This is a genomic window from Limosilactobacillus sp. (assembly GCF_040772465.1).
In the GTDB taxonomy this organism is placed as follows: domain Bacteria; phylum Bacillota; class Bacilli; order Lactobacillales; family Lactobacillaceae; genus Limosilactobacillus.
This window is the reverse complement of record NZ_JAXGYB010000002.1, coordinates 137,413-158,253: the sequence shown is the minus strand read 5'-3', so window position 1 is coordinate 158,253 and position 20,841 is coordinate 137,413. Positions and strand designations below refer to the sequence as shown.

Annotated in this window: 19 protein-coding genes and 1 riboswitch; of the genes, 17 read left to right on the top strand and 2 right to left on the bottom strand. The window is 47.0% G+C overall.

What is annotated here, in order from left to right; genetic code table 11:
* Positions 1 to 2: 2 nt before the first annotated feature.
* The 8 genes from ybeY (at position 3) to rpoD (ending at position 9,046) form a co-directional block, all read left to right on the top strand.
* Positions 3 to 482 carry an rRNA maturation RNase YbeY gene (gene ybeY, locus AB3114_RS02720; RefSeq protein WP_367341729.1) on the top strand — a complete coding sequence of 160 codons (480 nt, stop codon included), beginning with the start codon at positions 3 to 5 and terminating at the stop codon, positions 480 to 482.
* On the top strand, positions 466 to 870 hold the full coding sequence (locus tag AB3114_RS02715; protein ID WP_367341728.1) for a diacylglycerol kinase family protein: 405 nt from the start codon (positions 466 to 468) through the stop codon (positions 868 to 870). Before ybeY ends, AB3114_RS02715 begins: the two co-directional genes overlap by 17 nt.
* A complete protein-coding gene (era, locus tag AB3114_RS02710; protein ID WP_367341727.1) occupies positions 871 to 1,782 on the top strand; it encodes a GTPase Era in 912 nt (303 codons plus the stop codon). It abuts the gene before it with no gap.
* Between the two features lie 27 nt (positions 1,783 to 1,809).
* A complete protein-coding gene (recO, locus tag AB3114_RS02705; protein WP_367341726.1) occupies positions 1,810 to 2,589 on the top strand; it encodes a DNA repair protein RecO in 780 nt (259 codons plus the stop codon).
* 272 nt (positions 2,590 to 2,861) lie between these two features.
* A complete protein-coding gene (gene glyQ, locus AB3114_RS02700) occupies positions 2,862 to 3,788 on the top strand; it encodes a glycine--tRNA ligase subunit alpha (RefSeq protein ID WP_367341725.1) in 927 nt (308 codons plus the stop codon).
* Positions 3,789 to 3,790: 2 nt separating this feature from the next.
* The gene (gene glyS, locus AB3114_RS02695; protein ID WP_367341724.1) at positions 3,791 to 5,872 is read left to right on the top strand and encodes a glycine--tRNA ligase subunit beta; all 2,082 of its coding nucleotides are present in this window, start codon (positions 3,791 to 3,793) and stop codon (positions 5,870 to 5,872) included.
* 134 nt (positions 5,873 to 6,006) lie between these two features.
* On the top strand, positions 6,007 to 7,902 hold the full coding sequence (gene dnaG, locus AB3114_RS02690) for a DNA primase (RefSeq protein ID WP_367341723.1): 1,896 nt from the start codon (positions 6,007 to 6,009) through the stop codon (positions 7,900 to 7,902).
* A 1-nt stretch (position 7,903) separates the two neighbouring features.
* Positions 7,904 to 9,046, top strand: coding sequence for an RNA polymerase sigma factor RpoD (gene rpoD, locus AB3114_RS02685; protein ID WP_367341722.1), 1,143 nt, complete (start codon positions 7,904 to 7,906; stop codon positions 9,044 to 9,046).
* A 77-nt stretch (positions 9,047 to 9,123) separates the two neighbouring features.
* On the opposite strand, the gene dapF is transcribed toward rpoD, so the two are convergent.
* Both dapF and AB3114_RS02675 read right to left on the bottom strand, forming a co-directional pair.
* Positions 9,124 to 10,131: a diaminopimelate epimerase gene (dapF, locus tag AB3114_RS02680; protein ID WP_367341721.1), complete on the bottom strand. Its 1,008-nt coding sequence runs from the start codon at positions 10,129 to 10,131 to the stop codon at positions 9,124 to 9,126.
* Positions 10,131 to 11,507: an aspartate kinase gene (locus tag AB3114_RS02675; RefSeq protein ID WP_367341720.1), complete on the bottom strand. Its 1,377-nt coding sequence runs from the start codon at positions 11,505 to 11,507 to the stop codon at positions 10,131 to 10,133. Before AB3114_RS02675 ends, dapF begins: the two co-directional genes overlap by 1 nt.
* Positions 11,508 to 11,690: 183 nt before the next feature.
* Positions 11,691 to 11,868, top strand: a riboswitch (Lysine riboswitch).
* A gap of 95 nt (positions 11,869 to 11,963) precedes the next feature.
* Between AB3114_RS02675 and lysA the strand changes: the two genes are divergently transcribed.
* The 9 genes from lysA (at position 11,964) to AB3114_RS02630 (ending at position 20,831) form a co-directional block, all read left to right on the top strand.
* Entirely contained in the window at positions 11,964 to 13,274 is a 1,311-nt protein-coding gene (gene lysA / locus AB3114_RS02670; RefSeq protein ID WP_367341719.1) for a diaminopimelate decarboxylase, read from the top strand.
* A gap of 32 nt (positions 13,275 to 13,306) precedes the next feature.
* Positions 13,307 to 14,020, top strand: coding sequence for a 2,3,4,5-tetrahydropyridine-2,6-dicarboxylate N-acetyltransferase (gene dapD, locus AB3114_RS02665; RefSeq protein ID WP_367341718.1), 714 nt, complete (start codon positions 13,307 to 13,309; stop codon positions 14,018 to 14,020).
* Positions 14,021 to 14,024: 4 nt separating this feature from the next.
* On the top strand, positions 14,025 to 15,179 hold the full coding sequence (locus tag AB3114_RS02660; RefSeq protein WP_367341717.1) for an N-acetyldiaminopimelate deacetylase: 1,155 nt from the start codon (positions 14,025 to 14,027) through the stop codon (positions 15,177 to 15,179).
* A 12-nt stretch (positions 15,180 to 15,191) separates the two neighbouring features.
* Positions 15,192 to 16,112: a 4-hydroxy-tetrahydrodipicolinate synthase gene (gene dapA, locus AB3114_RS02655; RefSeq protein ID WP_367341716.1), complete on the top strand. Its 921-nt coding sequence runs from the start codon at positions 15,192 to 15,194 to the stop codon at positions 16,110 to 16,112.
* Between the two features lie 7 nt (positions 16,113 to 16,119).
* Positions 16,120 to 16,899 (top strand): 4-hydroxy-tetrahydrodipicolinate reductase, encoded by a 780-nt coding sequence (gene dapB / locus AB3114_RS02650; RefSeq protein WP_367341715.1) that lies wholly within the window; start codon positions 16,120 to 16,122, stop codon positions 16,897 to 16,899.
* A 28-nt stretch (positions 16,900 to 16,927) separates the two neighbouring features.
* Positions 16,928 to 18,115, top strand: coding sequence for an aminotransferase class I/II-fold pyridoxal phosphate-dependent enzyme (locus tag AB3114_RS02645; RefSeq protein WP_367341714.1), 1,188 nt, complete (start codon positions 16,928 to 16,930; stop codon positions 18,113 to 18,115).
* An 18-nt stretch (positions 18,116 to 18,133) separates the two neighbouring features.
* Positions 18,134 to 19,198 carry an aspartate-semialdehyde dehydrogenase gene (locus tag AB3114_RS02640; RefSeq protein ID WP_367341713.1) on the top strand — a complete coding sequence of 355 codons (1,065 nt, stop codon included), beginning with the start codon at positions 18,134 to 18,136 and terminating at the stop codon, positions 19,196 to 19,198.
* A 110-nt stretch (positions 19,199 to 19,308) separates the two neighbouring features.
* A complete protein-coding gene (locus AB3114_RS02635; RefSeq protein WP_367341712.1) occupies positions 19,309 to 20,004 on the top strand; it encodes a tRNA (adenine(22)-N(1))-methyltransferase TrmK in 696 nt (231 codons plus the stop codon).
* Positions 20,001 to 20,831 (top strand): Nif3-like dinuclear metal center hexameric protein, encoded by an 831-nt coding sequence (locus tag AB3114_RS02630; RefSeq protein ID WP_367341711.1) that lies wholly within the window; start codon positions 20,001 to 20,003, stop codon positions 20,829 to 20,831. Before AB3114_RS02635 ends, AB3114_RS02630 begins: the two co-directional genes overlap by 4 nt.
* Positions 20,832 to 20,841: the final 10 nt, after the last annotated feature.

Here is a 20,841-nt window from a genome sequence, read left to right as displayed (position 1 = left end):
AAATGGACTTAACAATTTTTGATCACACTGAAGGTGTTTTAACCGATGATCAGCGTCAGTTAGCAGAAAGGCTCTTAAACTATGCCGCTGCTTATTTGAAGTTGGCCGACAACGTAGAAATGTCTTTGACTTTTGTACGCAACCCAGAGATTAAGCAGTTGAACAAACAATACCGGGGTGTGGACCGGGCAACTGACGTTATCAGCTTTGCGGCTGAGGATTCTAGCGATGAAAGTCAGATCATCATGCCGGAAGAATTAAAGGAGGAGCTGCCTGAAAACCTTGGTGACCTCTTTATCTGTATCGATAAGGTGCCGGAGCAGGCTAAATTTTTGGGGCATTCTGCTGACCGCGAGCTGGGCTTTTTGTGCGTCCACGGCTTTTTACACCTCAATGGTTATGACCACGAAAAAGCTGAGGACGAAAAGAAAATGTTTGCACTGCAGCGAGAAATTCTGGATTCATATGGACTCAAAAGATAAACAACCTCAAACGGGTAAAAATCATAACTTATGGCAGGCGATGGGTCACGCAGTTGACGGAATTTTTCAGGTGATTCAAAGCGAACGCAACATGCGTTTTCATCTTGCTAGCGCAGTGGTTGTTATTATTGCTGGTTTTATTTGCCGGATTTCTTTCGATAATTGGCTGTGGCTAATTGCGGCCATTTTTGCCGTGATGTCTGCTGAAATGATCAATACCATTTCTGAGTGGTTATGTGACTTAGTTGTCGGTTCGCATTTCCACCCACTTGTCAAAAAAATTAAAGATGCGGCGGCCGGAATGGTTCTTTTGGTCGCTCTTTTTGCGTTCATCATTGGCCTGCTTATTTTTGTGCCAGCGATTATAAAGCTGTTGGAGGGATTTTAAATGACAGTTTCTAATAGTTACCATTCGGGTTTTGTGGCCCTCATTGGGCGGCCAAATGTCGGGAAATCAACGTTACTTAACCAAGTGATTGGCCAGAAAGTAGCGATTATGAGTGATGTGGCGCAGACAACACGTAATAAAATCCAGGGTGTCTACACAACTAAGAATGCACAGATTGTTTTCATCGATACGCCAGGAGTTCATAAGCCCAAGACAAAACTGGGAGACTTTATGGAACGGTCAACTTACTCAGCCCTAGATGAAGTAGATGCCGTTTTGTATATTGTCAGTGCGGTTGATAAGCGGGGAATGGGTGATCAATTTATCGTCGATCACGTCTTAAATAAGACCAAGAAGCCTATTTACCTGGTAGTCAACAAGATTGACGCAGTGCACCCCAATGACTTGCCCGCTATCGTCGAATCTTACAGCCAGGGATTGAAGTTTGCTGACGTTGTCCCTATTTCTGCCTTGAACGGCAACAATGTCGATCATCTGCTGGATACTTTGGTATCTGCAATGCCAGAGGGACCACAGTATTACCCAGACGACCAAGTCAGTGACCATCCTGAGCGTTTCGTCATTGCCGAAATAATTCGTGAAAAAGTCTTTAAATTGACTCGGCAGGAAGTGCCACATTCGGTGGCAGTTGACGTCACCAGTGTCAAGACTAAGGATAACGGCCAGGTTCATATCAGTGCTAACATCGTGGTTGAGCGACCAGGACAAAAGGGCATCATCATTGGCAAGGGTGGTCAGAAACTGAAAAAGATCGGTATTCTGGCTCGCCAAGACATCGAAGCTCTGCTTGGCAGCCACGTGTTCTTGCAGCTGTGGGTGAAGGTCGTACCGGATTGGCGTGATAAGTCGTCTTTACTGAAAGAATACGGTTACCGTAATAACGATTATTGATTAGTTAATCCCAGGAGGTGGTCTGCCATGAACATCCAGCGCTTTTCTGGCATTGTGATGTTCCAGCGCGATTATCGCGAACATGACCTTTTGGTGAAAATATTAACGGAACCATCAGGACCGGTGATGTTTTTGGCACGAGGGGCTAAACGACCACGGGCAAAGTTAGCTGCAGCTGTTCAGCCGCTGACGCTGGGCCAATACCAGGGATCGCTTCACCAAAATCGGTTGAGCTATCTGACCTCCGCAGACCATTACCGGCTTTTGAATCACACGACGAGCGACCTGTTGGCTAATGCTTATGCAACTTACCTGTTGGCTTTAGTTGACGTTGCTTTTGACGACGGGCAGTCGATTAGTGGATGGTACGACCAAGTTAAAGCAGCGCTCAAGTTGATTGAAAGTGGTCGCAATCCGCAAATCATTGTAAACGTGATGGAAATTCGTTTGCTGGGCCGCTTCGGGGTTGCTCCCGTTTGGGATCGCTGTGTTATCTGTGGCCGTAGTGATTTACCGATGGCATTTTCAGAAGAATACGGGGGAATGCTCTGTTCTAACCACGTAATCCGTGACCCCCGTTGTCTGCACTTAAAACAGAAGACAGCGGCATACCTAGCGTTGCTATCAAGGATTGATTTGCGACGTGTCGGCGACGTGGATGTTGATGAAAGTACTAAAGCTGGCTTAAGACGGGTGATTGATACCATCTACGATGATGAAGTCGGCTTGCGCTTGAAGAGCAAGCGTTACATTCAGCAAATGCATCTGTGGGATAAGCAATTAAAATTAAATCCGCCTAAGAATTGACATTTTCTTATATTTTTTCTATGATGATGACGTTCACATTTAAATCAAGATAATGTTGATGGGGATTAGATCGAATTGATACCGCAGCGAGCACGGGGTAGTGAAAGCCGTGTGGCAATCATCCGGTGTGGCACCCTGGAGTTATTTGAATCAAGCTGTTTCGCTGTTAGCGAAAAAGCAGGGTGGAACCGCGAATTTATCATTCGTCCCTGCAATGACCAGGTAAGTGTACTTGGTTGTTGCAGGGGCTTTTTTTGAAAGGAAGGATCTTGATGGCAAAGACACTGAGTGTGCAAGATATTATTTTCACACTAGAACAATATTGGGCCAAGCAGGGCTGTATGTTAATGCAGGCCTATGATACGGAAAAGGGTGCCGGAACGATGAGTCCGTACACCTTCTTACGGGCAATCGGACCGGAACCATGGAACGCAGCCTACGTCGAACCTTCGCGTCGGCCAGCAGACGGTCGTTATGGTGAAAACCCTAACCGGTTGTACCAACACCACCAATTCCAGGTGATTATGAAGCCGTCGCCAGAAAACATTCAGGACCTCTATCTGGGGAGTCTTAAGGAACTGGGCATCAACCCACGTGAACATGATATCCGCTTTGTCGAAGATAACTGGGAAAACCCTTCGATGGGCTGTGCTGGTGTCGGCTGGGAAGTCTGGCTTGACGGGATGGAAGTCACCCAATTCACTTACTTCCAGGTCGTCGGTGGATTACCGATGAACCCGGTTGCCAGCGAAGTTACCTATGGCTTGGAACGTCTGTCTGAATATATTCAAAACGTCGACAGTGTCTTTGACCTTGAATGGGCGGACGGTGTCAAATATGGTGACATTTTCAAGGAACCGGAATATGAACACTCCAAGTACTCTTTTGAAGAGAGCAACCAGGACATGCTGCTGAACATGTTTGATTCCTTCGAAAAGGAAGCTCACCGTTTGATTAAACTGGGGCTGATTCACCCGGCATATGACTACGTCTTGAAGTGCAGCCACACCTTTAACCTGTTGGATGCTCGCGGTGCAGTCTCAGTTACGGAACGGGCGGGTTACCTGGCACGGATCCGGAACATGGCACGTAAATTAGCACGGGCCTTTGTGGCTGAACGGAAGAAGTTAGGCTTCCCGTTGATTAAGGACGAAAAATTACGACAATCACTATTGAAAGATGACAAGGAGGAGAAGTAAAGATGGCCAAACATACATTTCTGATTGAAATTGGGTTGGAAGAAATGCCGGCTCACGTGGTAACGCCAAGTATCAACCAGTTTGCAGACCGGGTAAAGAAATACTTGAGCGATTCACGGATTAGCTTTGACAAGATTACCAAATTCTCTACTCCTCGGCGGCTTTCTTTGTTAATCGATGGCCTGGCTGATAAGCAGCCGGACATCAACAAGACTGTGAAGGGCCCAGCTAAAAAGATCGCGCAGGACAAGGATGGCAACTGGACTAAGGCGGCCATTGGTTTCACCCGGGGCCAGGGCTTGACCGTTGATGATATTGAATTCAAAGATGTTAAGGGAACTCAATACGTCTTTGTTGACAAACATATTGCCGGTAAGTCCGTGATGGATGTGTTAAAGCAGTTACCGGATGTCATCACTAAGATGAACTTCCCAACGGAAATGCGCTGGAGCACCTATCCGCTGGAATTCATTCGGCCAATTCGCTGGCTGGTTGCGCTGCTGGATGACCAGGTTGTCCCGTTCCATATTCAGGATGTTAAGACAGGACGGACGACGCGCGGTCACCGTTTCCTGGGGCACGATGTTGAATTGAAGACTGCTAGTGATTACGAACGGGCACTGCATGATGATTACGTTATCGTGGACGCAAAGAAGCGGAAACAGCTGATCGTCGACCAGATTCATAAAATTGCCACGGACAACAACTGGCATGTTGATCGTGATGACAACCTTTTGGAGGAAGTTAACAATCTGGTTGAATGGCCAACGGCATTTGCTGGTGATTTTGATCCGAAATACCTTGAACTGCCAGAAGTGGTCCTGATTACTTCGATGCGGGATAACCAGCGTTTCTTCTGCGTTCGTGGGGATGATAAGAAATTACTGCCGCACTTTATCTCCGTCCGCAACGGTGATACGAAGTACCTCGACAATGTTATCAAGGGAAACGAACGGGTCTTGGTTCCACGGCTTGAAGATGCTAAGTTCTTCTACCAGGAAGACCAAAAGGTTACGATTGACCAGTATGTTGAACGTCTGAAGCGCGTCAGTTTCCATGATAAGATCGGTTCGATGGCCGAAAAATTAGGACGGGTAACAGTCTTAGCCCAGCTAATTGGCCAGCAGGTCGGCTTATCTGATCAGGAACTGGCTGATCTAAAACGGGCTAGCCAGATTTACAAGTTCGATTTGACAACCCAAATGGTTGGTGAATTCGCGGAACTGCAGGGCTACATGGGTGAAATTTATGCCCGGATGCAGGGTGAAGATGACGCTGTTGCTACGGCTATCCGCGAACAATACATGCCGATCTCTGCGGAAGGTGCTTTGCCAAAATCGGTTGTCGGGACCGTATTATCCATCGCTGACAAGCTTGACAGTATTATGAGCTTCTTTGCTGTCGACATGATCCCTAGCGGTTCTAACGATCCATATGCGCTGCGTCGTCAGGCTTATGGTATCGTTCGGATCATCGCAGAGCGCGGCTGGAGCGTTCCGTTGATGGACATGAGCAAGAAGTACAGTGAGGCACTGGAAAATGCCGGTGTTGATAACAAACTTGACTTTGGTAAACACGCAAGTGATGTCCGCAACTTCTTCTTAGACCGGCTGCGTCAACTGTTCCACGGAAAGAAGCTGCGTCACGATATTGTCGATGCCGTCACGGCTACCCGGCAAAATGACATCGATGCTGTCATCAAGGCGGCTCAGGCTCTAGACGAGCGCAAGGATAATGATGACTTTAAGGGCGCAATCGAAGCTTTGACCCGGGTGTGCCGGTTGGCCAAGAAGGGCAAATTGGCCCGTGACGACTGGAAGATTGACCCTGACAAGTTTGAAGCAGATTCAGAAAAATCACTTCTGGATGCCACTAAGAAATTGCAGGATGTTTTCCCTCAGCAAACACTGGAGCAGCACCTTGATGGTCTACTGGCCCTGGAACCAGTGATCACTAAATACTTTGACGACAACATGATTATGGCTAAGGATGAGGCAGTTCGTCATAACCGTTTATCACAGTTGAGCATCATTGCTGACATGACTCATGAGTTTGGGGATCTTGACAAACTGATTGTTAAGTAGTAAATTATAATAGCATTGGCAAATTATTATGGCCTAAGTGGCCCTTGATTTGCCTATGGTGTGTAAATTAAGAAAGGTCGCGTTCGCATAAGAAGGCGACCTTTCTGTGCTAATGATCCAAGCGGGGTGAGTGCGTGGCGCGTGTTTCAAAAGAATTTGTTGATTCTGTTCGTAGCTCCGTTGATATTGCTGATGTAATTGGCCAATATGTCCAGTTGAGGCCCGCCGGAAAATCCTTGATGGCACTGTGCCCTTTTCACGATGAAAGGACACCATCGTTTTCTGTTGATGAAAAAAAGCAGTTTTTCTACTGTTTTAGTTGTCACCGGGGCGGCGATGTTTTTACATTTCTTGAAGATTTAAAAAACGAATCTTTTGCGCAAGCCTTAGCTGAAGTTGCCCAGTTTGGACACGTCTCCATGCCGGAGAATTGGCAAAGCAATCAAGAAGAGCATTCAACTCAGAGTAATTCACTGTACAGTCAACTAGTTGCTCTGCAAAAGCAATCGATGGAACTTTACCATCACGTTTTAATGCACACTGCTGCCGGAGAGCCGGCACGACGTTACTTGAAACGTCGGGGAATGTCGAAAGAGATGATCGACCAGTTCCACATCGGTTTTGCCCCTGAGCAGCACATTCTCAAGCAGTATTTTGCTGAAAAAAAGGTTGATTATCAATTGCTACGGCAGTCTGGTCTCTTTACCACCAGCAATAGTGATGACCAGCAACTGACGGATCGTTTTATCAATCGAGTTATGTTTCCCATCCTCAATAGCAATGGGCAACCGGTAGCTTTTTCCGGGCGTTTATTAAGCACACGTGGTACAAATTTGCCAAAATACCTAAACAGTCCGGACACCACGACTTTTGATAAGCGTAACTTACTGTTTAATTACGACCAGGCTAAGACCGCGGCCCGCAAAGATGGTAAATTGATTCTCTTCGAGGGCTTTATGGACGTCATTTCTGCCTTTGGTGCTGGCGTTAAAAATGGTGTGGCTTCGATGGGAACTAGTTTTACTGGTGAACAGGTTCGCCTGATTTGCTCAACTACTTCTCAACTGGACATTTGTTATGACGGGGATGCACCTGGGCAAAATGCTATCAATCGGGCTCTCAAACTGGTTCAAGAAGAAGCTAACCGCGACATTCAACTGCGGGTAGTGCAGTTACCTGCCGGCATTGATCCTGATGAATACGTGCAAAAGTATGGTGGTGCCCAGTTTCGTCAATACTTAGCCCATAACGAAGAGACACCGACGACTTTTCAATTGCGCTTTCTGAGACGGGGATTGGACCTTAATAATCAGTCCGAGCGTCTATCGTATTTAAACGCGGCCTTGACCGTTGTATCAAAACTCAATGATCCTCTCGAGCGAGATATGTATGTTCAACAACTGGCGCAAGAATTTAAGCTAGATTCAAGTGCGCTAGGGGAGCAGTTACAAACTATCTTGGCCAGGCAAAGTCATCATGCGCCCGCTAACCATTCTTATGGCCAACAGTCTCACAATCACTATGAGCCGCGCACTGTCAACGGATCTCCATCATTGGACCAGCAAGTCAACCAAGTTAGCCGAACAGAAAAGGCTGAGCAAATGTTGTTTCACTCATTGATGCACGATGCTGGCGCTTATGAACATTTACGATCAACGGCACCGCAGTTCAGTTTTCCTGATAAATCGTATGATGACCTCTATCATATTTTTCAAAAAGAGCAGTCTGCTGATCCAGATACCACCGTGCAAGCTGACAAGTTAATGTCGGTACTGGATGATGACAGCTCCAAAGCCCTGCTCGCTTCAATTGAAGCCCGGGCTACTGATCAGGGATTAACGGATGAGGCTATCGATGATCTAATTAAATATTTGACGAAAAAGATCCCATTAGATCAGCAAATTGAGAAGACTAAGGCTGCCTTGCAGGAAGCAAGTGCTGTCCACAATGATGATCTGGAAACCACGCTGACTGCTGAACTCGTGCAGCTGTACACACAGCAGCAACAACTGAAAACGGAGGAAAGTTAATATGGCAAAGAGCAAGAAAAAGACAATTGTTATTTCCAATTTGGATCATTTTGACCAAAAGAAGTATGATGCCGCCGTTGGTAAAGTTATCCGCAAATATAAAAAAGCTAAACAGATCAAGTATGTCGATCTGACGAAGGAACTGGCTCAGCCATTCGAATTAAACGCTGATGGGATGGACAACCTGATTCAAAACGTTGAAGACGCTGGTATCAGTGTGGTTGACGAAAATGGTGAACCAGACCCACGTGCTTTGAAGGCAACTGAAAAGTTAACGAAGAAGGCAATGAAGGACACTAGCGCTCCTTCCAGCGTTAAAATTAACGATCCGGTGCGGATGTATCTGAAGGAAATTGGTCGTGTGCCGTTGCTGACGGCTGACCAGGAAGTTGAATTGGCTTTGCGGATCGAAAAGGGCGATGAGGAAGCCAAGCAGGAATTGGCTGAAGCTAACTTGCGTCTGGTTGTTTCGATTGCCAAGCGCTACGTCGGTCGGGGCATGCAGTTCCTGGACTTGATTCAAGAAGGCAACATGGGCTTGATGAAGGCCGTCGAGAAGTTTGATTACCGGAAAGGTTTTAAGTTCTCGACTTACGCCACCTGGTGGATTCGTCAGGCCATCACCCGTGCGATTGCCGACCAAGCCCGGACCATTCGGATTCCTGTTCACATGGTTGAAACCATCAACAAGTTGATCCGTATTCAACGGCAGTTGCTGCAGGATCTTGGTCGTGAACCGTTGCCAGAAGAAATTGGTGCTGAAATGGACATGCCAACTTCCAAGGTTCGTGATATCTTGAAGATTGCCCAGGAACCTGTTTCACTGGAAACACCAATTGGCGAAGAAGACGATTCACACTTGGGTGATTTCATCGAAGACCAGGATGCTACAAGTCCAGCTGACCATGCTGCCAACGAAATGATGAAGAAGCAGCTGGAAAACGTTTTGGACACCTTAACTGATCGTGAAGAAAATGTTTTGCGGCTGCGCTTCGGTCTGGATGACGGGCGGACGCGTACGCTTGAGGAAGTTGGGAAAGTCTTTGGCGTTACCCGTGAACGGATTCGTCAAATTGAGGCTAAAGCCCTTCGCAAGCTGCGCCACCCATCCCGTTCCAAGCAGCTGAAGGACTTCTTAGAGTAAAATATTAATATAGAAAATAAGCGCCATTAGCTATCAATGCGATAGTTAATGGCGCCTTTTTGTATAATCAGCAGATTCTAGCGAACCTGTAGCTTATTAATCTTAGGCATCGACTTAACAAATTTGAGGTAAGCCGACTGCTCATTGCTTTCTGCAATTTTTACCTTATCAGTCGTCACATTAGCATGGTGCAAATTAGCTTCGTCGACATCAATCTGGTGCGTGAAGGTTGCGTTGCCGATCAGTTCGATCCAGTAACGGTCCTCGTCACGATGGACGATCGTTTTTACTAAGCCGCCTGGATTGTAGACCGTAATGGTTTGATCAAGCTGGGCGTGTTCAGGGTGCGTTAAGACGAAGGCTAGACTGGTTGCCGACATCCCGGTCCCACAGGCGTTGGTAAAGCCCACACCCCGTTCGTAGGTGCGAACGAAGAGTTTATTGTCACCTAAAATTTGGGCGAAGTTGACGTTAACGCCATCTGTGAAATAGGGGTTCTTGCTGTTCAATCTTTTGCCGAGCTCGCCCAAGAGGGGACCAGTTAGGGCATCTTCGTCCATAAAAGCAATTAAGTGGGGGTTCGGAACTGCAATGGCGGAAAACTTCATCGCTGGTGCAAATTCCGGAACATAGTCATCGAGCAGACGTTCGTGGCCCACATTTTGTAAAGGCATTGCTTGGCGGTTGAAACGTACCGGGGAAATTTCCACTGCAAAGGCAGGGACGCCCGCAGCGAAATCGTCGTGTTTGCGGACGTGTAAATCGGCGTCTTGGGTTTCAACGATGAATTGGTCTTTGCCCAGTTTTTCACTGAGGTAGCGACTGACGGTGCGCAAGCCGTTACCACACATTGAAGCGTAAGAACCATCAGCGTTGACGACACGCATCCGGCCTGCCACGCCTTTGTGTGTACCCTGATCGACGACGAGCAAGCCATCGGCACCGTTTAAAATACCGGTTTTGGGATCGCATAGCTGAATTCCCAGCTGACTCAATTCTTCATCGGTCAAAGCATGAGCTAACTGAGTTTGATCCAAGATAAAGAAACAATTTTGTGAACCGTGGACTTTTAATAACTTTGCCATTAGTCATTCTCCTTTTCCTGGGAATTAAAGAACTCATCATAGATTGCGCGAACGGCTTCATCTGCATCTTCGCCTTTTGTACCAATCATGATGGAGATTTGAGAAGCACCCTGGTTGACCATTGTCAGCGAAAGGTGGTGTTTGGCTACCGCGTGAGCAATTCGGGCCATGACACCGACTTGGTGGTTCATTCCTTCACCGACGACCATCGTAATGGCATAGTCATCGATCCAGCGAAGGGTGTCAGGATCGAATTTTTCCTGAATTTCGTTGCAAATACGATCGACTTTGACATCCGTTAATTGATCGCGATCGAAAATGATCGTAATATCATCGATTCCTGAAGGCATATGTTCATAAGAAACGTGGTATTTTTTAAGGATTTCTAGAATTTGCAGACTGAAACCCAGTTCCTTGTTCATCAGGTATTTGTGCAAATAGAGACCTGCAAAGTGTTTGGCACAGGTGACCCCTGTGACCATCGACGCAATCTTAAAGCCGTTTTCTGGAACAATCATCGTACCGGGAGCACTTGGGTTTTTAGTGTTGCGGACGTTGACCGGAATTTGACCTTCAATTGCCGGAATCAGGGCTTCATCATGAAAAACTGAAAAGCCAGCATAGGAAAGTTCACGCATTTCCCGGTAAGTCATTCTCTTAATGGGGACGGGGTTCTTTACAACGTTTGGGTTGGCGGCAAAGATGGCATCCACATCGGTGAAGTTTTCGTAAACACGGGCTTTGAGTCCGCGCGCCAAAATGGCACCAGTGATGTCGGAACCACCGCGTGAGAATGTTGCGATGTGTTTGGTTGGGGTGAAACCAAAAAATCCTGGGAAAACCAACCGTTCATCATCATTGATCTTTAACTTAGCTAAGTTGTCATAAGTGATTGGCAATACCGTTGCGTTGTTAGGTGTACCGCTGACGATGATTCCTGCCTCAGATGGATCGACAAAGCGACTCTTGTAGCCGAGGTGGTTGAGCACGACAGCCATCAAACGGGCATTCAGTCGTTCACCATGAGCTTTAAAGGCAGCCATTAAGTAGTTTTTATCTGGATAATCACCATTAGGTAAATTGACTAATGCATCTTCAATCGGCTGCAGCGCTGATTTTTCTACCCCAAAGTAATCGGCAATTGCTTGATAACGTTGGAGAATCGTTTGACAAATCGAACTGGTATCTTCGTGGCGAAGGGTTTGATTTGCGTATTCAATCAGCAGGTCAGTTACCTTGGTATCGCCATCATGGCGCTTGCCAGGTGCAGAGGTGACGATGACCCAGCGTTCAGGATCTGCAGTGATGATTTTAATTGCTTGTTGAAAGGACTGGCCGTCAGCGAGTGAGCTGCCGCCAAACTTCACAACCTTCATAAATTTGCTCCTCCTTATTCTCATTGCAAGTGAGATCTTGTTAATGAAATTCTAACAGTTTCGCTGACCGTTGCAAGCACTGAGTCCTATTTTATTTTTGAATTGATAAGGGCTCGAAAAGTTAATGAGAAAAACATTAAAAAAGGCTTGACGCTTTTTAGTTCCACTTTTATACTATGGGCATAGAGAAATAGAGGCGCAGCTAACATCAGTACCCGGTTGGTGATTTGTCAGTCGATGTCAATCAGGAAAAGGGGCGGCTGCCGAAGCGTTGTTCCTTGACAGGGAGCAATTGCTGGGTCGTGGTTCAATAAATCACGGACTGTCGCGGCGAAGAAGGCTGCGGGGCGCTATTTTATCATCGTGGATAAATCAACGAATTAATCGTTTGAATTCAATCCCGTGAGCATGGTGCCCACGGGATTTTTTTGCCGAACAATTAACGGAGGTTTGCAGATGAACGAACAAGTTCAACCATCACAGATTAACGCTGCTGGTCATTTGACGATCGGTGGAGTTGATACTTTAGAATTAGCAAAACAATTTGGGACACCCTTGGTAGTCTACGACGTTGTTGCCATTCGTGATCAGATTCACCGTTTTAAGAAAGTCTTTGAAGATAATGGTGTGCAATACGAAGTCAGTTATGCTAGTAAGGCCTTTGCCTCCATCGCCATTTACCAAGTGATGAAAGAGGAAGGAGCCCATACCGATGTTGTCAGCGGTGGTGAACTGACTACTGCCATTAAAGCGGGTTTCCCAATGGATAAAGTTAGTTTCCACGGTAACAACAAATCCCTTGCAGAATTAGAGATGGCTGTTCAGCACCACGTTGGCATGATCATGTTGGATAATTTCCACGAAATCGATTTGCTGGATCAAGTGCTGAAAGATGAAGACGCTACTGCTGATGTGATGCTGCGCATTACGCCAGGAATCAGTGCCCACGCCCATAAATATGACCAAACGGGGCAAGTTGACTCGAAATTTGGTTTTGATGTTGATTCTGGGCAGGCTGACAAGGCTTTGCAGGAAGTGTTGGCCAACCCACGGATGAAAATGCATGGATTGCACGCCCACATTGGTTCACAAATTTTTGAACTCAACGGTTTTGAACTTGCTGCCAAAAAGTTGGTTGACATTGCGGCTCACTGGAAAGAAGCTTTTGGCTACACGGCAGAAATTGTTAATGTCGGTGGTGGATTTGGAATTCGCTACGTGGCCAGTGACAAGCCACTCCGTCCAGAGCAGTTTGTTGACGCGATCGTCAAAACCATTAAAAAGTCTGCTAAGGAAAAGAACTTGCCTTTACCTGCCATTTGGATCGAACCAGGCCGCTCCATCGTTGGTCCTGCCGGTTATAACTTATATACAGTCGGATCTCGCAAGGATGTACCTGGATTAAAGCCGTACGTCACTATTGATGGCGGGATGGGAGATAACATTCGCCCAGCTTTATATCAGGCTAAATACGAAACGGTGTTGGCACGCGACCCTAAAGCTCAGCCAGTGGAAACGGTGCGGATTGCGGGTAAGTATTGTGAGTCTGGCGACATCATGGCTGACGCGCAACCATTACCAGCAACTCATCCCGGCGACGTGCTCGTCACTTTAGATACCGGTGCCTATGGTTATGCAATGGCTTCTAATTATAACCGCAACCCGCGGCCGGCTGTTGTTTTTGCTGAAAACGGCAAGGCCAGTTTAGTGATTAAACGTGAGAGTTACGAAGACTTAGTTCATTTGGATTTGCCTTATAACGCTTAATTTAACTTATTTAATAGAGAGGAAAGATAAAGATGGCACAATTAGACGCAAAACAGATTATTGAATACATCGGCAATGCACCAAAGAAGACGCCGGTTAAGATCTACATTAAAGGTAAGAAGTTAGACGACCTGAAGTATCCAAAGGGCGTGAAGAGCTTTGTTGAAAAGCATAGTGGGATCCTATTTGGCGACTGGGAAGTGCTGAAGCCATTCTTGAAGAAGCAGGCTAAATTTATCAAAGATTATGCCATCGAAAATGATGCTCGCAACTCTGCCGTTCCTTTGCTGGATCTCAAGGGAATTAATGCCCGGATTGAACCAGGTGCGATCATTCGTGATCACGTTGTTATCGGGGACAACGCCGTCGTTATGATGGGTGCTACGATTAACATCGGTGCCGAAATTGGTGAAAGTTCAATGATCGACATGGGTGCCATTTTAGGTGGCCGGGCAATTGTCGGCAAGCATTGCCATATTGGTGCCGGTACCGTTTTGGCTGGGGTGATTGAACCAGCAAGTGCAGAACCTGTGCGGATTGACGACAATGTCTTGATTGGCGCTAATGCCGTCGTTATCGAAGGTGTTCACGTTGGTGAAGGCGCTGTTGTCGGTGCCGGTGCCGTTGTTACCAAGGATGTCGCCCCGCACACGGTTGTCGGTGGTGTCCCTGCACGTGTCCTGAAGCAGGTTGACACTAAGACTGAATCCAAGACAGGCCTGCAGGATGACCTCAGAAAGTTGTGATCTGATGGCTTATTCAACAGATGATTTAATTCATATTCGCCGGCACTTGCACCAAATTCCGGAGTTGGCACTTCATGAAACTGAGACGCATGCTTACTTATTAAAGTGCGTCAAAGACATGGACCAACGATATTTGACGATCCGGGAACCAGAAGAGTTACCAACTTCCATGATGGTTTTAGTCCAGGGCAGTCAACCGCAACGCACGATCGGCTACCGGACAGATATTGATGCTTTGCCCGTCGAAGAACAAACCGGCTTGCCTTATAAGTCGAAGCATCCGGGTGTCATGCATGCCTGTGGTCACGACATTCACATGACCGTAGCCCTCGGGGTTCTCAAGTATTTCAGTGAACACCAACCCAAGGATAATCTGCTCTTCTTCTTCCAACCGGCAGAAGAATCAGAGAATGGTGGGAAACGGGCCTATGAGCTCGGTTTATTTAAAGGCCAGTGGTGTCCAGATGAATTTTACGGTTTACACGATAATCCAGAATTGCCTGCTGGTGCGATTGGTTGCCGAATGGGCACCCTTTTCGCGGGGACGACTGAAGTTAACATCGACTTGCACGGCAAGGGTGGTCACGCTGCTTATCCGCAAGATGCCAACGACATGGTTGTTGCGGCAGCAGCACTGATCATGCAAGTTCAGACCATTATTTCGCGTTCCATTGACCCGATTCAAAGTGGGGTCATTACACTTGGTAAATTTCGGGCTGGCACCATCCGCAATGTCATCGCGGGGGATGCGCGCATCGAAGGCACGATTCGCGGCTTAACTCAAAAGATGATCAAACAAATTGATGGTCGCTTGCAAGACGTGTGCGACGGCATCGCCCGCAGTTACAACTGTCAGGTGAAATTGGGGTTGAATCAGGGTGGCTACTGGCCGGTTGAAAACAATCCCCAATTGACTAAACGGTTCATTGACTTTATGTCTCATGATAAGGACGTTAATTTCATTGAGACAGAACCAGCGATGACCGGCGAAGACTTTGGCTTCTTACTGGCCAAGTTCCCGGGGACGATGTTCTGGCTGGGGGTTGAAGATGATTCACAGCTCCATTCTGCTACGCTGACACCAGACGAACGCGCACTGCCACGAGGTGTCAATGCGATCACGTCTTTCCTGGAATACCGAATGAATGATAATAACTAAGGAGATTTTAGAATGACTGCTTTAAAAGATGCAGACTTACTGACCGCTTTGGCCACAACTTTTAACGAGGATGGCTCTATTAATTACGATGGTTTGGAAAAGCTAACCAATTACCTGATTAAACAGGGCTGCAATGGCTTTGTCATCGGTGGGACCACCGGTGAAACACCTACGCTGAGTCATGACGAAAAGATTGAATTATACAAACACTTTGGTCAAATCGTCAACGGACGGGTACCAGTTATCGCCGGTACAGGAAGCAACAACACTCAGGAAACGATCGCGTTTACCAACGAAGTCGCTGAAATCGACGGCATTGACGCTGCCTTGGTCGTTGTTCCACCTTACAACAAGCCAAATCAACGGGGCATGGTTGCTCACTTCACGACCGTAGCGGATGCCGTTAAACTGCCAGTTGTGATGTACAACATTCCTGGCAGAACCGGTGTTAAAATGGAAGCTGAGACAATTGTTAAGTTGTCACACCACCAAAACATCGTTGCTGTTAAGCAATGTGGACCGTTAGAAGACATGGAATACATCGTGGACCACAAAGATCCTAATTTCTTAGTATTCAGTGGTGAGGATGCCCAAGCACTGACGTTCCGTCTTCTTGGGGGCAACGGGGTGATCTCTGTTGCCAGTCATGCTTACTGCAAGCAGATGCGTCAAATGTATGATGATCTGTACGCGGGTAAGTATCAGGAAGCTGCCAAATTGCAACGTTGGCTGACTCCGCGGATGGCCGCTCTGTTTATGTTCCCATCACCGTCACCAGTCAAGGCATTGCTGAACGCGCAAGGATTTGATATGGGTGGTTGCCGCTTACCAATCGTTCCGCTGAATGATGAGGAAAAGTCACAATTGGCAAAAGCTTTGTCACTGCCAAGTGATGCTTTGCAAGGCAAGTTACCGCTGGATTTAGGAGAGTAGGTGCACGATGAAAAAAGTATTAATTGCCGGCTACAATGGTTCAATGGGCCGCAAGGTCGTTAACCTGGTTCAGGGCTTAGATGGTTTTAGTATCAGTGCGGTCGTTTCACCAACGACGACGCCGGATGACGTTAAAGAATTAGGTTTGGCCGATGATGTCAAAGTTTATAAAGACGCAAGTGAAGTTCAAGATGGTGTTGCAGACATTTGGGTTGACTTCACAGCACCGGGTGCCGTTTATGGCAATACCAAAGCGGCTATTGAACACGGCATCAAACCCATCATTGGGACCACTGGCTTGAGTGATGACCAAGTCAAAGAACTGCAAGACCTGGCCAAGCAAAAGGGCATCGGGGGATTGATTGCCCCTAATTTTGGGATGTCAGCTGTTTTGTTAATGAAATTTGCTAAAGAGGCTGCTGAGTACTTCCCAGACGTCGAAATTATCGAAATGCACCACGCGGATAAAGCTGATGCACCGTCTGGGACGGCACTTGCAACAGCCAAGATGATTGATGAAAATCGTCCAGAACATGAATCTAGTCCTGACAAGGTAACGACGTTGGACAATGTTCGTGGTGGTGATTACCACGGCATCCACATTCACTCCGTTCGTCTTCCAGGATACATTGCTCATGAACAAGTATTGTTTGGTGGTCCTGGTGAAGCATTGACCATTCGCCAAGATTCATTTGACCGGGGTAGTTTTATGAGTGGTGTCAAAGTGGCCTTAGAGCATGCTGATGATTTGAAGACCTTAGTTGTCGGTTTGGAAAAGATCTTATAAAAGTTACAATCAGTGGAGGTAGAAAAACATGCCAGAATTAGCCGAAGATTTAAACCATACTGTTAATGACAAGATTACTAAGATGCAAATTAGTGGGATTCGTGCATTTGACGGAATGTGCAGCAAGATCCCTGGTATTTTGAAGCTTACTTTGGGTGAACCAGACTTTAATACTCCGGAACACGTTAAGCAAGCAGCTATTGACGGAATCAAGAACAACGATTCTCACTACTCTGTCAACCAGGGGAAGATTGAGCTGCGGAAAGCCATCTCTAATTACATCAAGCGCAGTCGTGGTATCGACTATGATCCAGAAACGGAGATTGTTGTCACTATCGGTGGGACCGAAGCATTGACGTCAACCATGATGGCGATGCTCAACCCTGGTGATAAGGTCATCATTCCAACGCCAGTCTTCTCGCTGTACTTCCCAATTGTTGAAATCACGGGAGCAGAACCGGTGCTGGTCAACACCGCACCTGATGGCTTTACGCTGACGCCAGAACGGCTTGAAGCAGAAATCAATAAGGCTGGTTCTGCTGTGAAGGCAGTTATGCTGAACTATCCAACCAACCCAACCGGGCGGACATACAGCAAGGAACAGATTCAAGCACTGGCCAAGGTTATTGAGAAGCACCACCTCTTCGCCGTTGTCGACGAAATTTACAGTTCACTGATTTATGGTGGCCGCAAGCATTACTCAATGGCAACCGAAATTCCTGACCGCACGGTATTAGTCTCTGGCCTTTCCAAGTCACATGCCATGACTGGTTACCGTCTCGGTTATATTTGTGGACCAGCCAAGTTCGTTAACGAAGCTGGTAAGATCCACAGTTACCTGGTTACTACTGCTACCGATGCTTCACAGGATGCTGCTATCGAAGCTCTGAACAATGGTGATGACGACCCAATTCAGATGCGGAAGGAATACGAGAAGCGTCGTGACTACTTGGAAGATGCTTTAAAGAAGCTGGGCTTTGAAATGGCTACTCCTGAAGGTGCATTCTACATGTTTGCTAAGATTCCGGCTCAGTATGGAACGGATGATCTGAAGTTTGCCACCGACTTAGCTAAGAAGGCTAAGGTTGGTCTAATTCCTGGGAATGTCTTTGGCCCAGGTGGTGAAGGCTATGTACGGATTTCATACGCCGCTTCAGAAGAAGACCTGCATGAAGCAATCAAGCGTATTAGCGGCTTTATGAACCAGTTGAATTAGATGAAATGAGGCAGAAAAATGAGTAAGCAATACAACGTTGCCATTTTAGGGGCAACGGGAGCTGTCGGTCGGCGGATGATCGAGCAGCTGGCAATGGAATGTGATAAGATTCCTGTCAAGCATATTAAGCTCTTGGCATCAAAGCGGTCTGAAGGCAAGGTACTGGAGTTTAACGGTCAACCAGTGACGGTGGAAGAAGTTAAACCAGAATCTTTTGATGGGGTTGATATTGTCCTGTCATCAGCTGGTGGTTCAGTGTCAGCTAAATTATTACCGGAAGCCGTCAAGCGGGGTGCCGTTTGCATTGATAACACCAGTCATTTTCGGATGGAACCGGATGTCCCGTTGGTTGTCCCTGAAGTTAATCCAGATGCTCTGAAGAATCATCACGGTATCATTGCCAACCCGAACTGTTCAACCATTCAGATGGTGATGGCGCTAGAACCAATTCGCCGCAAGTTTGGATTGAAGCAAATCATTGTTTCCACGTATCAGGCTGCGGGAGGTGCCGGCCAGAGTGCCATCAACGAACTGCTGAAAGAATCACAGGATTACATCGATGGCAAGCCGATGGAGCCAGACGCTAAGATTTTGCCAACTAAGGGTGACAAACGGCACTACCCATTAGCTTTCAACTTGCTGCCACAAATTGATGTCCTCGAAGATTCTGGTTACTCCCATGAGGAATGGAAGATGATTCATGAAACCAAGAAGATCATGCTTGGTGATATGGATGCTAAGGACATCAAGGTAACAGCTACCTGTGTACGGGTTCCTATTCCGATTTCGCACGGTGAAAGTGTCTACTTCACGGTCGACGACAGTTCCGCAACTGCTGACCAAATTAAGCAAGTTGTTGCAGACTTCCCTGGTAACGTCTTGCAGGATGACATTAAGAATCAGGTTTACCCACAACCGCTATACGCAACGGGGCACCGTTCCACCTTTGTTGGTCGGATTCGCCCAGACTACGAAAACAAGGGTGCATTTAACATGTGGGTCGTGGCTGACGACTTACTGAAGGGCGCTGCCTGGAACACCGTCGAGAACGCTGAAAAGATGGTTGAGATGGGCCTGCTGTAAAAATTAAAATCTTCTACGAGAGACTAGTGAGCTTTGCTTTTGGTCTCTCGTTTTTTATTTACAGTCGCATTTTAAATTGTGTATACTGGCAATGAAAAGGGGGTTATTTTGTGGATGAACATCATCTTTCACAGCGACTGCAGGCGGTAGCATCTTTTGTCAAGCCTGGGTCACGCATCGCTGATATCGGAGCAGACCATGCCTACTTGGCAGCAGCTTTAATTTTAGAGAAGAGGGCGCTCTTTGCCATCGCAGGTGAAGTGGCCAAGGGACCCTTTGAGAATGCTGTCGAAGAGGTTAAGGGACAAGGATTAGAAAAGAAAATTGAGTTGCGCTTAGCTGATGGCTTAGCAGCTATTCATGATGACGACCATATCGATACAGTCATCATTGCCGGGATGGGCGGTGCGTTGATTCGCCGCATACTGGACGAAGGACAGGCTAAGTTAGGTGCTGTTAAACGTTTAATCCTTCAACCAAACGTGGGCGCACCTAACTTACGTCGTTGGTTAGCAGCTCACCGTTTTCAGATCAACCATGAGCAAATGGTCGAAGAAGACGGTCATATTTACGAAATCATCGTTGCAGATCCGGTGGGGATGCCCGTGCACTACGATGATCGTGAATTGATGTTTGGCCCCCTTTTGCTGGAAAAGGGTGGTCCCGTCTTTGACAAGAAATGGCAAGATGAACTAGCACGTGACCAGCATACGTTAACGCAACTGGAACAGGCTAAGCAGGTGCCAGTTGCCAAAAAGCACTCTTTTCAGCAACGTATTGAATTAATTCAGGAGGTCCTAAGATGATTACTATTGATCAGTTAACGAAAAAGTTTGAACATTTTGCCTCTCCTCAGCTGGCGGAGTCATGGGACCATGTGGGCCTTCAAGTAGGTAGTTTAAGTCAACAGGCCTCAAAAGTGTTGGTAACGTTGGACGTTCGTCCGGCAGTGATTGCTGAGGCTGAAAAAGTGGGGGCCCAACTGATTTTCTCCCACCACCCGCTGATGTTTCATCCCGCACGAGACCTCGATTTAGCTAACCCCCAAAATCAAATGTATCGCGAACTACTGAGACACGATATCACCGTTTACTCCGCCCATACAAACCTGGATATGGCCAATGGTGGAATGAATGACTGGTTGGCTCGCGATCTTAAGCTCACCAACGTTGAGCATTTAGATAACAGCGGCCAAGACCCCTTTACCAATGAAGAAGTAAGCCTAGGCCGGGTCGGCGATTTGCCTTCTGCGATGTCGGTAAGTGAATTCAACCAATACTGTCTGCAGCAATTTCATTTGAAGGGCCTGCGTTTTGCTGTCAACAATGATGATGTTAACCGCAAAATTCAGCGGGTTGCGATCATCGGCGGTTCAGCTGCCAAGTATTTCCCGTTAGCTTTAGCCAAAAATGCGGATGCCTTTGTGACTGGAGACGTTTCTTACCATGTTGCCCAGGATATGCAACTGAATCACCTCATCATGGTCGACCCCGGTCACCACATTGAGGTAACGATGGTTGATGGCCTGTCTAAGCTGCTGTTACAATGGAATCAGCAGGAGCAGTGGGGAATTGATGTTGTCAAATCCCAAGTCAATACCGAACCGTTTAACTTTGTCATGAGCCATAACTAATGAGGTGAGC